Raw genomic sequence first — 16926 nt, 5'->3', positions numbered from 1 at the left:
CAATAAAAACAGCGCTTCCATCAAAAATAAGTCATTAAAAACATATTTAAAAAATAGAAAAGGATAATTTATGTCCACTACGGCCATGTCAAATGCTAACTTTATCACTCAAATCACTACCCTCGCTGATTGCGTTGGTCAAACGCCGCTGGTAAAACTGCAACGTCTGCCTGAGCAAGAGCAAATTGCCAATGGTGCCACAGTACTAGCTAAGCTTGAAGGTAATAATCCAGCGGGCTCTGTAAAAGACCGTCCTGCTTTTAATATGATTTATCAAGCAGAACAGCGCGGTGATATCAAGCCTGGCGATATGTTGATTGAAGCCACTAGCGGCAATACTGGTATTGCATTGGCCATGGTCGCTGCGATGCGTGGCTACCCGATAACGTTGCTGATGCCGACCAACTCTACCCAAGAGCGTAAAGATGCCATGATTGCTTATGGCGCAACGCTGATTGAAGTAGACGAAGGTATGGAAGCTGCGCGTGATTTGGCATTGCAGATGCAAGCAGATGGCAAAGGGGTGGTATTGGATCAGTTTAATAATCCTGATAATAGCCAAGCACATTACCTGGCTACAGGCCCGGAGCTATGGGCACAGACAGAAGGTAAAATTACGCATTTTATAAGTTCAATGGGCACGACAGGTACGATTACCGGTGTGTCGCGCTATTTAAAAGAGCAAAATCCAGACGTCAAAATCATCGGCTTACAGCCTGACGAAGAAGCTTCGATTGCTGGTATTCGCCGTTGGCCGGCAGCTTATATGCCAGGTATTTTTGATGCAGATTTGATTGACGAAGTGATGGATATCGATCAGCGTATTGCCGAAGTATATATGCGTAAATTGGCTAAAACTGAAGGTATTTTCGCTGGGGTATCTTCGGGCGCAGCTGCATGGGCAGCGACTCAAGTGGCAAAAGCAAATCCTAATGCTGTTATTGCCTTTATTGTCTGCGATCGTGGCGATCGTTATTTATCAACGGGTTTATATAACGTTGACGATAGCAATACGGACAATGACGCAGAAGTTAATTAATGCATAAGAAATACCATTTAGTATCGTTAATTTAAAAGAAGTGCAAAGCGGCCAAGTGCAGATATAAACGTAATACTTCAAGCAAGGTCAGTGTTGTTATTCTTTTATAATGAATTAACTATAAGCTCATAAATAGTCAGGATTATCTATGTCACAAGCGCTACCATCCGACCCTATATTGGTTTTTGATATCGAGACTGTCGCCGATGTCGATGCAGCACGCCGTATCTATCCGCAATTGGCCGATCTCAACGATGCAGATGCCTTAAGCGCGCTGACAGCCATACGTACACAAGAGGCAGGGCACGACTTTATGCGCCTGCCACTACAGCGTATTGTCTGTATCTCAGCTCTGTACATCAAGGATGGTAAGTTATCGCTATTTTCTTTGACTGCCGATAAATTTAGTGAAAAAGAAATCCTAGCCAAGTTCTTTAGAGCATTTAATGACATTGAGACATTGCCGCAACTTATTAGTTGGAATGGCTCGGGCTTTGACATACCTGTACTGATATATCGTGCTATGCAATATGATTTGTCAGCACCATGGCTGTTCGAAGAAGGCGAGCGTATTAAAAACATGCGCTTTGATAACTATGTTAATCGCTTTCATACGCGTCATCTGGACTTGATGGATCGGTTTAGCCAGTATGGTGCTAGTCGCCGAGAAGCCATGGATGTCGTCGCAAGTCTGTACGGATTACCCGGTAAAACTGACGTAGATGGTAGCATGGTCGGCGCGCTTGTTAGTAGCGGTGACTGGCAGACCCTATCTATATACTGTGAGTCTGATGTCATGAATACTTGGCTTATTTATTTACGCTGGTTACGTCTAACAGGACAGTTGTCTTCACAAGATTTTGATGCCTGGCAGCAGCAGAGCTATGACTATCTGGCAAAGTATACCCAAGCTGACGGTAGTCCGCGACATCAAGAATTTATCGCTGACTGGTCATCTGCACCTGAATTATAGAATTCGCATTATTAGTAGTTCTTTATTCCCCTCTTCTAGTTATTTATTATTAAGGCAGGTTTATGCAACCCACCGATTCAAAAACATTTACAGCATCTAATATGGCAGAGCAGAGCAGTAACGCTCAAACAAACGACACCCAAACGATTGTCATTCCGCCGAGTAAGAAAAAATCAAAGCCATCATCAAAGACACGTCGTCGCCTAAAAGACGCAGAGCCAATTCCATTCAATATAGATGGCTTATCACATGATGGTCGCGGTGTTGCTGTGTATGGTAATGGTTTTGACGTTGCTGAAGGTCATGCTGAAGACAAGCATGGTAAAAAAATCTTTGTTAGCTTTGCTCTACCCGGTGAAAGCGCCTTAGTAAAAATAACCAACAGCCGTGCTAGCTTTGAAGAAGGCGATGCCATTAGTATAACTGCCAACCCAAACCCTGAACGTGCTGTACCACCCTGCCCGCATTTCGGTACCTGCGGCGGTTGTAACTTGCAACATTGGCAACCAAATGGTCAAATAAACTTTAAGCAGTCGGTACTGGCTGAAATGCTAATGCATCAAGCCAACGCGGAACCTGAAAATTGGCTCCCTCCTGTGGTCGGTGATCGTCTTGGTTATCGTACCAAAGCACGTTTGGGCGTACGCTATGTCGTTAAAAAAGAAACCGCGCTTGTCGGCTTCCGCGAGCGTTCAAGTAATTTCTTAGCAGAGCTAAATGAGTGTCATATCCTAGATCCACGTATTGGTTTTGAGATTGAAAACCTAAAAACGCTTATTAGCACCTTAGAGAGCCGTGACAAGATTGCTCAGCTTGAGCTTGCAATGGGTGAGCAACTGCCAGAACTACCTGATGGCAATCAGCCAGTTGCGCTCATCGTACGTAACTTAGAACCGTTGTCAGATGCCGATATAGACAAACTAAAAGTCTTTTTCGCGGCGCGTAATTGGCAGCTATATTTGCAGTCGAAAGGCGTTGATAGCATCCAACGTATTGCGTTGACAGACGCTGATGATTTGAGCGAGCAATTTGGGCGTTTATATTATCAATTGCCAGAGTATGATCTGACTTTTGAATTTATCCCTACAGACTTTACTCAAGTAAATCTATCGGTGAACCGTCAGATGACCAAGCTTGCCTGTGACTTATTGGACTTAAAAGCAGGCGAACGCGTACTAGACTTATTCAGTGGTTTGGGCAATTTTAGCTTACCATTAGCGCGCCTCGTTGGCGAGACAGGCTCAGTAGTCGGTGTCGAAGGCAGTGAGGCCATGACCGAACGTGCTGCTGACAATGCCCGTCGCAACGGTATCAACAATACTGAGTTTTATAGTCAAGATTTGACTCAAGACTGTACTGATAAGCCATGGGCCAACCAAGGCTTTGACGCACTATTGATTGATCCGCCGCGCTCTGGTGCTTGGGAAATTATGCAATATTTGCCAAAATTTAATGCTGAGCGCATTGTTTATGTGTCTTGTAATCCAGCTACTCTTGCTCGTGATACAAAAGCATTGTTAGAACAAGGCTATCGTCTGACTCATGCTGGCGTGATGGATATGTTCTGCCATACGGGTCATGTTGAATCTATCGCTCGCTTTGAAAAAGTAGCGGTTTAACATTATTAATCTTTAAAAACGATTAATGGCTGAAAATGACTGATAGTTGAACCTGATTAAAGAGACAATTAAGCGTTATTACAATTATCTAAGTTAACTCAAAGCTTTGATAAGTTTGTGCTAATAAATATCCATTATTTAGCGTAATTGACCACAGCCGTACAGAGGCTCGCTTGATTTGTCACTTTAAAATGAGATAATAGTAAACAATCTTCCTATGTTTTTGATGATGTTTCCAATCGCTACATAGCAAGCATTTGCACTCATAGCTTTATATATTTTACGCGCATTTTATAGCTGCTAAAAATAAAATTTTTAGCAGTTGTATTGGTTTATAGCTGACACTTTATGGATCGTTAATTCAGAGTGTGTGCATAGTAGATGAGGTTATAATCAATTCAAAATAGCTAAGAGGAGTCGGCTATGGTAAAAATTCGTGAAGGATTACCGCTGGTGGATGGACAGACCACTCAGGCCGATAGTGCAACACTTGCGGCACAACTGGTGGCGAGCCAACGCTCTCACCAGTCAGCCAATAGCTATGCCCAAATTCCCCTCGACATCAAATACCAGTTGGCAACCCACAAGCTACATACTACTTTTGATCGCTCAGCTGCACACACTTATCATTTGCATGACCCTCATACTGAAGACGAGTATTTGGATGATACCAATGCGCTATCAAACAAAGAGCTTGAGGCGGTCGGCTTAGACCAGGCCAATATCGACGTACCGACTTGGTTAGATAATGTGGCCAAGCGTATTGGACAAGAGTCAGTACCCAACCTAAGTGCAGCTTGCGAATTTATTCGCAGTCATATGAATACCAGTGAATCTGAGCGTTCAGGTGCTTATGTGACCGGTATTGGTATGACTGATATCTTGACCTATCTTTATCAAGATGAAGACGCATTGGTCGCGGCCATGCTGTATCGCAGTGCGCGCAAATCAATCATTAGTCTCGCTGAAGTTGAAAAAAACTTTGGTCCAGATATTTTTACGCTTGTTAAAGACACCCTTGCAATGGGTAAGCTGTCGGAGATTATTGAGAGTAACAAGCGCTTAGAAGATCATTTCGTCAATAATCAGCGTGATCAGCTATCAAATATTTATAGCATGCTCATCTCTGTCACCAACGACGTGCGCGTGGTACTTATAAAACTGGCTGAACGTACGTTCGCCATGCGTGAATTGACTTTTTCTAGGCCAGAGCGTCAAACGCGTGTCGCACGTGAAGTCATGACTATTTATGCGCCATTAGCCCATCGTTTAGGTATTGCACAGCTAAAATGGGAGCTCGAAGATTTAGCTTTCCGTTATCTTGCGCCTGACCGCTATAAAGAAATTGCTAAGCTGCTGTCAGAAAAACGTAGCGAACGTGAGTCCTATATTCAGCGCGTACAAGACAAGCTAAATGAATCATTAGCAGATGCCAGTATCGAAGGCGAAGTATCTGGGCGCGTCAAACATATCTACTCTATTTATCGAAAAATGAAGCTCAAAGGCTTATCGTTCGATCAGCTTTATGACATTCGCGCCTTACGTGTGTTGGTCAATAGCCCTTCTGACTGTTATCACGTTTTAGGCCTAGTACATGGCTTATGGCGTTATATTCCTGAGCAGTTTGATGACTATATTACTAACCCTAAGTCCAATGGCTATCGCTCGCTACATACGGCTGTAATTGCAGAAAATAAATCACTTGAAGTCCAAATTCGTACTCATGAGATGCACTTTGAGGCCGAGCTTGGCATGTGTGCGCACGTTAACTACAAAGAAGGTCTAAAGAATAAGAAAGACAATTATCTGAATCAAAGAATCAGCTCACTACGCCAATTATTATCTATCAACAATGAGACACGTAATCAACCACGCTCAGCTGTGGTAGCGGGCGAAGAGATAGGCGATATCGAGTTTGATGAAGAAGAGCAACTCGTTGATTTTGATGAGCTAGAACGTATTTATATCTTTAGTCGGGATGGTGATATTACCGAACTACCAAAAGGCGCGACCGTTCTTGATTTTGCCTACTATGTGCATACTCAAGTTGGCAACCGCGCGCAGGCAGCCCGCGTCAATCAGCGCTATGTGCCACTGACCTATCAGTTGAAAACAGGCGAGCAAGTTGAGATTATCACCAAGGCATCGCGTGAGCCCAATCGCGATTGGTTGGTAGCATCGCTAGGTTATATTCATACCAATCGGGCCCGTTCAAAACTGCGCCAGTGGTTTAACAAGCAAGACCGTGATAAGAATATTGAAATAGGTCGCCAAATGCTTAGCAAAGAGCTTGAGCGCCTATCTGTTCATCCTAATAGTATTGATCTGAACGACTATATTCAGCATTTTCATGTCAATACGACCGACGATATTATTGTAGGGCTGGTGACAGGTGATATTGGCCTTAATCAGTTAACCAGTCATATCTCTCGTCAGCTACACCTTGAACCTGAGATACCACCAGAGAGCTTTGTACCTCATGTAGATAACAGAGATACAGGTAAGCTCGATGCGTATAAAATCCATATCGATGGTTTGGATAATATCGAAATCAATTTGGCAGGTTGTTGTCATCCTGTGCATGGCGAACCGATAGCTGGCTACATCACTTTATCGCGTGGCGTTAGCGTGCATAATCGAGGCTGCCCAGAGTACTTACGTCTGGTCGAGCGTGATCCTGAGCGCAAGATAGAAGCCGCTTGGCAAGTACAGATTGGTCGTTATCAGCCTGTTGATATTCATGTCGAAGCATATGACAGACGCGGTTTGCTACGTGATTTGACACAGATAATTGATAAAGAAAACGTCAATATTCGCCAAGTTCAAACGTTAAGTAATGACGACAATATTGCTTTTTTAAAGTTCCATATTGAAGTCTCAGGCTTAGCACATCTATCTAAGTTGCTCGCAAAATTAGAGCAGCAACATGGTATTTTGCACGCACGCCGTGCAGTCGTGTAAATAAAACCTTAAGCCAGTCGTTGTTTATTCCACAATAGAGTTGTCAAAAAATACTATGCCTGAATTACCTGAAGTAGAAACCACTAAAGCCAGTCTTGCTCCATTGATGGGGCAACAGGTCGTTGATGTTAAAGTATTTCAACCAAAGCTGCGATGGATGATGCCAGACAACTTGGACGAGCTGGTTAATTATACATTAGAGAGTGTTGAGCGCCGAGCAAAGTATCTGATTCTTAATTTTCTGCCAGTAGCTGCACAGAATAACGCTCCCATGTCAGCCAGCAAAGTTGAACCACGTCAGCTTCTTATTCACTTAGGAATGTCAGGTAGCTTACAACAGCACAGCTATGGTACTGATAAGCGTAAACATGACCATCTGGTCGTCGTTTTTAATGATACTGCTAATAAAAAGTCTCAGCTACACTATTATGATCCAAGACGCTTTGGTTCAGTACTATGGCATAAAGATTACGGCAATAAACTACTAGACCATCTAGGTCCTGAGCCGCTTTCAAAAGATTTTACCGCAGACTATTTGTACAGTTTAATCCAACGTATAGATTTATCTAGCCAAGATGGCAATGGGGCATTGTCAGATAGTACTAAAACGAATAAGCGACTAAAACCCATCTCCCGAGCGATTAAATCTGTCATCATGGAACAAGAAGTCGTGGTCGGTGTTGGCAATATCTATGCGACTGAAAGTCTGTACTTGTCCGGCATCCACCCTGCTACACCAGCCAATCAAATTTCGCACGAACAGATTGTCATTTTAGTGAATCATATTAAAGAAATTTTAAAGAAAGCGATAAAACTGGGCGGTTCGACACTACGAGATTTCACAGTAGCAAGCGGTCAGACTGGTTACTTTCAACAAACTCTAAATGTGTATGGCAGACAAGGAGAAAGCTGTCTACATTGCAGTATGACACTAGAAAACATCAAGCTTACTGGTAGAGCCAGTGTTTATTGTCCAAATTGTCAGCCGTTAAAATAGCTAATAACTGATATCCGCTTACTTGTGCTGCGTTTAGATTAAATGAAGACAATATTTGAACAGAGTATTTACTCTAAAAGAATTAAATATTGCCAAAGCTATAACTAGATTGTTCTCATTTTTGTTGCTTATTAGCGCACATCTTGCTTTAATAGTGCTAGCGCTTACATAAATAGTGCGTATCATTTATTTTTCTGTAATATTTAGATTAACTATTGTTGCCGCAAGATTCCTGTGTGAAGATAGCAGCAGCCATTAATCATACTACTATGAGTTTCAGGATATCGTTATGACTGTTAAAGCAAAAACTCAACGCACAGTTAAGCAGAGAATTTTTACTGTATTGGCAACTCTAGGATTGGTAGCTGCAACTATCAAGCCTACTTTTGCAGCTATAGAAATTGATGAAACTGATTTTGGGCCTTCATACGAGACGATGGTAGTTGATACGATTGTTGGTAAACCACTGCAACTCGTGAATGCGGTAGCTGGTACGGCAGCTTATATCGTAAGCCTACCTTTCTCACTTATTGGTGGTAATGCAGACCAAGCACAGCAGAAGCTATTTGTTGAACCTTGGGATGCTATGGGACGTTGTTTAGGCTGTACAGTTGCAGAAGACAACTATTACAAATCTCAAGTCGTTGATAATAACGTAGTACGTATCGTTGTCGATCAACCATCAGAAATTTTGATCAATACCAATGACTATGTAGTGGTCACTCCGTAACCATTTGCTTTTAGTAGGCACATCAAATAGTTTACAAGAATGACTGTGACTATTTCATAGCAAAAAGGCTAACGAGAGTTAGCCTTTTTTATTGTCAACGATTTGATAATTTATTTCGTAATACTGGTATTACTTAATTTGGCACTGATTTCACGCAGCAACTTCACTTCTTCTGATGGCTCTTCTATTGCTTCTTCTATAACTTCCTCTACTTCTTCAGCACGGCGCATTTTATTGACACCTCTAACCATCATAAAGATGATGAAAGCTAAGATTAGGAAGTTAATAAGTACGGTAATAAAACTACCGTAAGCCAATACAGGAACACCTGCTTCTTTAAGCGCGTCATAGGTCATCGCAATACCATCAGGTGCATCGCCTAAAACTAAGAACATATTCTCAAAATTAATCTCGCCGCCAAAGATAAAAGCGACAATCGGCATAATAATATCATCTACCAGAGATTTTGTGATGGTAGCAAAAGCCCCGCCAATGATGACACCGACTGCCAAATCCATCACATTACCCTTAACAGCAAACTCTTTAAACTCTGAAACCATACTCATTGTTTTTTCCTCAAAATTTATCTATAAACCAATAGATATTTATATAATTAGTGTCACATTTAGCTTTCATGTTAATAATTGAATACATTAATGCCACTATTCATTCTGTCCCTATTTTTCCAAGATTACAACACAAAAAAAGCAGTATAAAGTGAACCACTAATAGCTCACCTTATACTGCTCATTTTTGAATCACTTAGTGCCAGCAAAACTACTGACACTAAGTGTTTGCGTCAAACATTAATATAATGAATTACTCAGTAACTCACTTATTTATATTAAGCACCTTTCTTACCACGGCCATGACGCTTACGCTCACTTTCAGTCAAGTAGCGCTTACGAATACGTACCGCTTTTGGCGTTACTTCGACTAGCTCATCATCTTGAATAAATTCAAGCGCTTGCTCAAGAGTGAATTTCACTGCTGGCGTCAATGTCAATGCTTCGTCAGTACCACTAGCACGTACGTTAGTTAACTGTTTAGCAGTCGTCGGGTTAACAGTCATATCATCGTTACGAGAGTTAAGACCAACAATCATACCTTCATAAACTTCAAGCTGTGGCTCAGCAAACAATTTACCACGTTTCTGTAGGTTAAACAGAGCAAAACCTAGGCAAGTACCATTTGCCATAGAAACCAATACGCCGTTAGAACGACCACCAACATCACCGATCTTCTGTGGACCGTAATGTGAGAAGCTCGACGTCATGATACCACTACCTGAAGTCAGGGTTAGGAACTCAGAACGGAAACCGATCAAGCCACGCGCTGGTATGGTCGCCTCGATACGCATACGGCCTTTACCGTCCAGCTCCATGTTAGTCATCTCGCCTTTGCGTAGACCAACTTGCTCCATGATAGAACCTTGATGCTCTTCTTCGATATCGAAGACAACGTTTTCATACGGCTCTTGTAGCTTACCATCAACTTCTTTAACGATAACTTCTGGACCAGAAACACCTAGCTCAAAACCTTCACGGCGCATGTTTTCGATAAGTACTGATAAATGAAGCTCACCACGGCCTGATACTTTGAATTTATCCGGAGACTCAGTGTCTTCTACACGCAATGCTACGTTATGAATCAACTCACGCTCAAGACGCTCACGAATGTTACGTGAAGTCACAAACTTACCTTCACGACCAGCAAATGGTGAATTGTTTACTTGGAAGTTCATAGATACTGTAGGTTGATCTACCGTTAGTGCTGGTAGTGCTTCAACGTTGTTAGGATCACAAATAGTATCAGAGATGTTTAGCGCATCGATACCTGTGATACAAACGATATCACCTGCTTGTGCATCTTCAACGTCAATACGATCAAGACCATGGTAACCCATGATTTTTAGGATACGGCCGTTACGCGTTTTGCCATGCTTATCAATGACAGTCACTGGCGTGTTAAGTTTAACTTTACCACGCTGAATACGGCCAATACCGATAACACCAACAAAGCTGTTGTAGTCAAGGCTTGAAATTTGCATACGGAATGGAGCGTCAGCATCAACCTGTGGAGGCTGAACAACGTCAACGATAGTTTTGAACAATGGCGTCATGTCATCAGCTAAATCATCTGCTTCTAGACCTGCGATACCATTCAATGCCGAAGCATAAACAACTGGGAAATCAAGCTGCTCATCGTTTGCACCTAGGTTGTCAAACAAATCAAAGATTTGATCCATTACCCAGTCAGGACGTGAGCCAGGACGATCGATTTTGTTAATAACAACGATCGGCTTTAGACCTTGTTCGAATGCTTTTTGCGTCACAAAACGAGTCTGAGGCATTGGGCCATCAACAGCGTCAACAACCAAAAGTACGCAATCAACCATAGACATTACACGCTCAACTTCACCACCGAAATCGGCGTGACCTGGGGTGTCAACAATGTTGATACGGTATTCAGTTTCTGAAGTTTTATCTGTCCAGCGGATAGCTGTGTTTTTAGCCAAAATGGTAATACCACGTTCTTGCTCAATATCACCTGAGTCCATTGCACGCTCAGCAATGTTTGCACGGTCGCCAAAAGTACCAGACTGATGTAATAACTTATCAACCAAAGTTGTCTTACCGTGGTCAACGTGGGCAATAATTGCAATGTTACGCAGGTGTTTGATATCGTTCGCCATATAAAATGCTCGTTTCGTCTTAAAAAAATGCAGTAGCAGTAAGCGCTGCTGAATAAACTTTCATCATCAATCAGATAGATATTGAATCTAAGATGACGCAGAAAAGAATGCTATCAAATAAAAAAGTTCAATACAATCAAATATCTATACTGACGAATTCATCATACAGATTGCTATGCTAATGTACATACTGTTAATTTACAGAATGTTTGGGTGGGTAGTATAACATTATTGATTCATAAATTTATGTAATAACTCACTTTTCTCAATACATAAATAAAAAAAAGCCACCCATTGGGTGGCTTTTTTTGTAACTGTATATTTAACTATACGGTTATTTTGCTAATACTTATTGAACAACCATATCTTTAGTTTGTTCAACAGTCATTGTTTTGTCACCAGTGATGATGGCATAAACACGACGGTTCATAGCACGACCTTCTTCAGTGTCGTTTGAAGCGATTGGGTTGTTGTAACCATAGCCTACAGTTGATAGACGGTTTGGAGCGATACCGAATTCGTTAGTTAGCATAGATTTAACAGCAACGGCACGAGCTTCAGATAGACGTTGGTTATAACGTGCTGAAGGACCAGTCTTAGAAGCATGACCTTCTACACGAGCGGTAGAGTTAGGATACTCACGCATCTTCTCTGCTACTTTAGCGATTTCTGGCTTGTACTGGTTTTTGATAGCTGACTTGTCGTTATCAAAGAATACACGTAGTTCCATTTTCAGTTCGTCAGTAATGTCTACTGGTACTGGGCAACCGCGCTCATCAACTACAACGTTCATTGGAGTGCCTGGGCATGCATCGATGCTATCAGGTACGCCATCACCGTCAGAGTCAAGATCAGCTTCAACAACAACTACTGGAGTGTTGTCAACTACTGGCTCTTGCATAGGTGGTACTGCTACTGTAGGTGCTAAATGGCCACCTAGTACTACTTCTAGACCGGCCAAAGCCATGCCTTCCCACCAGTTGTTGTCAAAGTTATGAATCGCACGAGCTTCACCACGTAGGCTTAGCGCGTCATTGATGCGATACATAGCACCTAGACCTAGGTTACCGATAGTGTCTTTAGAGTTTGATACTTCAGTACCAGCAGCAACTACTTCACCGTTAGAATTAGTATACTGTTCTTGGTTCTCTACTTTGATTTTAGACTGACCAGCACCTATTAGTACGTATGGCTTAAGTGCGCTATCAGTATAACCAGTGAATTCTTCAGTACCGATCAAGAAGTTACCAGAAATCATTTCTTGTTCGATATCAAAACGGTTAGCGCCAGACTTCGCTGAATCTTCAGAAGCTTCACCGTTTGCATCAGATACGCCATATTCTACTTGGAACTGAGTAGAAGGAGTAAGTTCGATACCTAGTGCTGCACCAGTGTATAAACTACTTTCTTTGGCTACGCCACCGTTGTCGTTACCGGCACGATCTGTATTGTTTTGCAGGTTCTTACCAGTAGTAAGAACTTCACGCTGTTTGTCAGAGGTATCACTGAATTCTTCAGTCATGTGATAACCAAGTAACAATGGGCTGATAGTAACGCCAGCATTAGCTGCCATCGGTGCAGCCGCTACAGCAACAAGGGCTAGAGCTATTTTATTCAATTTCATGGACTTCCTCCAAAGGATAATTTTAGTGATGCATTAAGCAAAACCGATTCTCAAGACGTACTAAGATAGACATCTCTTACGCATTTTAAGTTACAAAGCAAAACCAATTAAGGAGTAGCTTAGCGATTATTAATTCAGTTTACAACTTTTTTCGTTAACGAGCTACACATTATTACACGATAATGTTGTAACTAAAACACAATAAATAGTCTAAGTTACCCAGAACTAACACACCTTACGCTTCTTATCTTTTACACATAAGTTTGCGATAGATGAATAGTCTATTGATAGCTATTTTCTTGAAGCATTTTATTACAATTAGAATTTTTTCTCTATTGCTAATGTCGTTCTTTCACTAATTGAAACATTTTTTGACAGTCGCTATATATTACATATATATTGTAAAAAACCAATATTCTTCTGGAAATCAAGTAATTAGGTGTTGTATGTGTTTTATATACAGTAGAATAAGAGAAAGTTTAAAGAATTTGGACAATTGGTCTGCTTAAAAGATAGTCAATACAAGGATGTGTGAGACGTTGTTTTCTACTTGAATGACAAATAGCTATAGGATGTAGCGCATTATGAACTTATTTAGTAAGGTACTGGCCCATTATAAGAGAATAGTCATTTTTACCTTTTGTTTGCCTATTTGCAGAAAAGGCAGGTATGGAATTGATAAGCTTGTAGCTATTGTATCTAGGTTATTCAATAAACTACTGAAGTTAGTCAGTTATAGGAAACTATCCCTTCAGAACAATAATATTCTCAGTGCTAAGCAATCAAACGGCTTTACTCTCGTTGAGCTAACTGTGACGACAATGGTATTAGGAATTATCGCAGCTATTGCAGCGCCAAGTATCTTAACGCACTTAGCACGAATGGAAGCCCAACGGGTCAAGCATCAGTTAGAGAACACTTTATCCTTAGCAAAGGCCGAAAGTTATATAAGTCGACAGGATGTCTTGGTTTGTTTATCGAATGATGCACAGCAATGTCATAGGAACAGCGATAAAACGCTTCTGCTATTCGTAGATAAAAATAACAATAAGCATTTTGATTCTCAAGTAGATACCTTATTAACACAGCAATCCTTAAACCTAAGATATAGTACAGTGAAGTTACGAGTTGGCGGTAGGCGTCACTATACTAAATTTTGGGGTGATAGTGGCAGACCGCGAGGACACTTCGGCCATATAAAATACTGCCCTACCTCTTCTTATAACAAGTCAATGTACCAAATCTCTTTTAACCAATCTGGCATCGTCAAACACAAACTTAATGCAGACCACCCTACGAAATGTAGCGGTTAATAAATACCATATATGTAAACCTATTTATACATGGCCTCTTTCATCATTGTTACAGCGCTTTCTAGTCCTACAAATACGGCATCTGCAATAAGTGCATGACCGATATTTAATTCATATATACCATCAATCTTTGCAATGGCATTCACATTGTCACACGTTAGACCATGACCCGCGTTAATAAGCAATTTATCGTCTAGGCTCTGTGCTGTAGCTACTGCATGTTCGATTCTTTTAAGTTCAGCCAACTGTACGTCAGTATCATTTGCTAATCCTGCTTCGGCATAAGCACCCGTATGCAACTCTACCGCGTCTGCACCACACTCTATCGCGGCTGCAATCTGCTTGTCATCAGGATCAATAAACAAAGAAACTTTAATATTAGAGGCTTGTAGTTTATGAACATACTCTTTTAGAGACGTGACTTGCCCTGCAACATCAAGACCACCTTCTGTCGTTAACTCTGCACGCTTTTCAGGTACTAGACATACCCAAAAAGGTTTAACTTCGCAGGCTATTGCAAGCATCTCATCAGTTGCGGCCATCTCTAGATTCATTCTCGTCGACAACTGACCTGCCATTTCATAAACATCTGCATCTTGTATATGACGACGATCTTCGCGTAAATGTATAGTGATACCGTCTGCCCCTGCCTTTTCGCACAATAATGCAGCAGCCAAAGGACTTGGATAACTCACACCGCGCGCTTGACGCAATGTTGCCACGTGATCAATATTCACGCCTAACAAAGGTTTTTTTGAATTGTTTTCAGATGAGGTAGATACAGAGATACTCATAAAAATCCTTTGGACAATTAAGCCTAACTTATATAGTTGATACTACGATGATATTTGAGAATGCAGTTATTGATAACGCTGCTGCTGCTGCCATAACAGACGGCTTTGTAGCGGCTGATAATCAAGCAAATGATCAATAAGATGTCGATGTAGTTTGGACCAATGGCTCAGCGTTTGCTCAGTAATACCTAAGCGTGCCATTTCTATGATATCTGCACCCTTAAAGACGGTCTGTCCAGACTCACTGGCTAAATGCTCAGATTCTTCATTATGTACCAATACAGGGAGCAAACCCACATCCGGTAAAAAGCGGTAAGTACAATCAGACTCGATGGGGTTTTCAACATTGTCATGCGTTAACGTTAAAGTGAATCCTAATTCGGTAAATAGATACTGCTCAAACTGACGTAGACAGAGACGAAGCTCGTTATTACTTAGAGGTTGTTTGAGTTGTTGTAGACTGATTTGATAATGCTGCCATAATACAGGCATTGGGTCTTCAGTAGGTAACAACCGCCACAGAATCTCGTTTATATATAGTGCGGCATACTGATGTTGACCGCTGATATTGGCGTAAGGTACGGCTTCTAAGACAGCAGGTTTACTATCTTTTTTAACACCGTCTTTTTGAACACTGTCAGCTTGAGTCGTATCTTGCGAGGCAATATTAATTTGACTGAAAGTTTTTAGGTCGCGTTTGCCAGTAGCAAAAAGCTGTAACGGCATAAATAGTGGCGCGCCTTTTTTCCCAACACCATGTATCACACCGTGTTGTTGAGAAAAAAGATAATACAAAGCGCGCTTTTCTTGATAAGGACGCTGATGCAATAAATACCCGACGAGCGCTTCATTACGCATTTTTTATTACCTAAATAGCTAAAAGGCAGGCAGTGCTTTTGAAGCGTTTGTTTTTAACCGCTATCAATAGCCCAAACTGGTCAACGCACGTTCGTCATCAGACCAACCACGTTTCACTTTGACCCACAAAGTTAACATGATTTTTTTACCGAACAACTGCTCCATATCTTTACGAGCATCCATACCAACTTGTTTGATACGCTGACCTTTGTCACCGATAACGATGGCTTTTTGACCACCACGTTCAACATAGATAGTCGCATCGATGAAAGTACAAGCTTTGCGTGGACGCCCTGTTTTTGGATCAGTATGTGCAGGTTCGTCTTTAAACTCATCAATCTGTACGGTTAAATCATATGGTACTTCATCGCCTGCACTACGCATGATTTTTTCGCGAATAATTTCACTGGCTAAAAATCGCTCAGAGCGATCAGTGATTTGCTCTGTATCATAAATAGGAGCAGCCACTGGTAAATGTGAGGCAATCACTTCTTGCAAACGATCTAAGTTTTGATTTTTTAGTGCAGATACAGGAACGATATCAGCAAAATCGAAACTATCGTTGAAAGTTTCGATAAGTGGTAGCACGCTGCCTTTATCTTTTAGAGTATCTGACTTATTGATAACCAATACGACTGTTAGATTGGTCTCACCGAGCTTTTGCAAGGTCAATAAATCATCGTCACGCCATTGATCTGAATCAACAACAAACAGTACTAAATCTACATCTACTAACGCCGATACCGCCGCTTTATTCATACGTTCGTTAATAGCACGTACTTCGTTACGGTGAATACCTGGTGTATCAACAAACACCGCTTGCATTTCATGGTTTGACAAAATGCCATGAATACGATGACGGGTGGTTTGTGGTTTGCGTGAAGTAATAGACAGCTTTTGACCTAATAAGTGATTCATCAAAGTTGACTTGCCCACATTTGGTCGTCCAACAATGGCCACATAACCTGCTCTAAAATCATCAGCCATCCGAGTATTGCCACTTGGCGCAAAAAATTCTTCAATAGCCATATCATTGTCTAATGCAATATCTTCTGCATCAATACTATCAGTCTCTTCGGTAACTTCGATATTGTTTTGGCTTAAATCGATATCTGTGTTTTCACCCAAACTTTGGGTGCTGTCTTCATTGTTTGATGGCAAATCAGTATGATTGCTCATAAGTTAATCCTATAGGGTTTGTGTCTAGCCGAACAGTCGTTGATGCTAAATTTATTTAGTCACCATTAAAAACGAGCTAGAAACATTTAAAGTTTTAAAATAAATAATATGTGAGGTAGTTTTAATGTATGTTTGCCAAGTTAC

At 41.3% G+C, this 16926-nt stretch carries 13 protein-coding genes; 7 read left to right on the top strand and 6 right to left on the bottom strand.

What is annotated here, in order from left to right:
* Positions 1-70: 70 nt before the first annotated feature.
* From cysM to QO187_RS06380, 6 genes are all read left to right on the top strand, one after another.
* A complete protein-coding gene (cysM, locus tag QO187_RS06405; RefSeq protein WP_102094597.1) occupies positions 71-1039 on the top strand; it encodes a cysteine synthase CysM in 969 nt (322 codons plus the stop codon).
* Between the two features lie 148 nt (positions 1040-1187).
* A complete protein-coding gene (locus QO187_RS06400; protein ID WP_102094596.1) occupies positions 1188-2012 on the top strand; it encodes a 3'-5' exonuclease in 825 nt (274 codons plus the stop codon).
* Positions 2013-2074: 62 nt separating this feature from the next.
* Positions 2075-3631 carry a 23S rRNA (uracil(1939)-C(5))-methyltransferase RlmD gene (rlmD, locus tag QO187_RS06395; RefSeq protein WP_185156657.1) on the top strand — a complete coding sequence of 519 codons (1557 nt, stop codon included), beginning with the start codon at positions 2075-2077 and terminating at the stop codon, positions 3629-3631.
* A 423-nt stretch (positions 3632-4054) separates the two neighbouring features.
* Positions 4055-6592: a bifunctional (p)ppGpp synthetase/guanosine-3',5'-bis(diphosphate) 3'-pyrophosphohydrolase gene (locus tag QO187_RS06390; protein ID WP_102094595.1), complete on the top strand. Its 2538-nt coding sequence runs from the start codon at positions 4055-4057 to the stop codon at positions 6590-6592.
* A gap of 55 nt (positions 6593-6647) precedes the next feature.
* Positions 6648-7589 carry a bifunctional DNA-formamidopyrimidine glycosylase/DNA-(apurinic or apyrimidinic site) lyase gene (gene mutM, locus QO187_RS06385; protein WP_102094594.1) on the top strand — a complete coding sequence of 314 codons (942 nt, stop codon included), beginning with the start codon at positions 6648-6650 and terminating at the stop codon, positions 7587-7589.
* A 289-nt stretch (positions 7590-7878) separates the two neighbouring features.
* A complete protein-coding gene (locus tag QO187_RS06380) occupies positions 7879-8319 on the top strand; it encodes a hypothetical protein (RefSeq protein ID WP_102094593.1) in 441 nt (146 codons plus the stop codon).
* A gap of 110 nt (positions 8320-8429) precedes the next feature.
* Here the strand turns inward: QO187_RS06380 and mscL are convergent, their stop codons facing one another.
* The 3 genes from mscL to QO187_RS06365 form a co-directional block, all read right to left on the bottom strand.
* Positions 8430-8885 carry a large conductance mechanosensitive channel protein MscL gene (mscL, locus tag QO187_RS06375; RefSeq protein WP_102094592.1) on the bottom strand — a complete coding sequence of 152 codons (456 nt, stop codon included), beginning with the start codon at positions 8883-8885 and terminating at the stop codon, positions 8430-8432.
* 278 nt (positions 8886-9163) lie between these two features.
* Complete coding sequence (typA, locus tag QO187_RS06370) at positions 9164-11014, bottom strand: translational GTPase TypA (protein WP_057758402.1); 1851 nt, start codon at positions 11012-11014, stop codon at positions 9164-9166.
* A 349-nt stretch (positions 11015-11363) separates the two neighbouring features.
* On the bottom strand, positions 11364-12638 hold the full coding sequence (locus QO187_RS06365) for an OmpA family protein (RefSeq protein WP_102094591.1): 1275 nt from the start codon (positions 12636-12638) through the stop codon (positions 11364-11366).
* 584 nt (positions 12639-13222) lie between these two features.
* Here QO187_RS06365 and QO187_RS06360 point away from each other — a divergent pair.
* Positions 13223-13951 carry a prepilin-type N-terminal cleavage/methylation domain-containing protein gene (locus QO187_RS06360; RefSeq protein WP_102094590.1) on the top strand — a complete coding sequence of 243 codons (729 nt, stop codon included), beginning with the start codon at positions 13223-13225 and terminating at the stop codon, positions 13949-13951.
* 20 nt (positions 13952-13971) lie between these two features.
* Here the strand turns inward: QO187_RS06360 and QO187_RS06355 are convergent, their stop codons facing one another.
* The 3 genes from QO187_RS06355 to era all read right to left on the bottom strand — a co-directional run bounded on the left by QO187_RS06355 (position 13972) and on the right by era (position 16632).
* Positions 13972-14745, bottom strand: coding sequence for a pyridoxine 5'-phosphate synthase (locus QO187_RS06355; protein ID WP_102094589.1), 774 nt, complete (start codon positions 14743-14745; stop codon positions 13972-13974).
* 66 nt (positions 14746-14811) lie between these two features.
* Positions 14812-15603: a DNA repair protein RecO gene (locus tag QO187_RS06350; protein WP_102094588.1), complete on the bottom strand. Its 792-nt coding sequence runs from the start codon at positions 15601-15603 to the stop codon at positions 14812-14814.
* Between the two features lie 63 nt (positions 15604-15666).
* Positions 15667-16632, bottom strand: a complete 966-nt coding sequence (gene era, locus QO187_RS06345) for a GTPase Era (RefSeq protein WP_227526679.1) — start codon at positions 16630-16632, stop codon at positions 15667-15669.
* Between the last annotated feature and the right edge of the window lie 294 nt (positions 16633-16926).

This window comes from Psychrobacter sp. Arc9 (assembly GCF_041431295.1).
In the GTDB taxonomy this organism is placed as follows: Bacteria; Pseudomonadota; Gammaproteobacteria; order Pseudomonadales; family Moraxellaceae; genus Psychrobacter.
The sequence above is the reverse complement of the archived record's forward strand: the minus strand, read 5'-3'. Positions and strand labels throughout refer to the sequence as shown.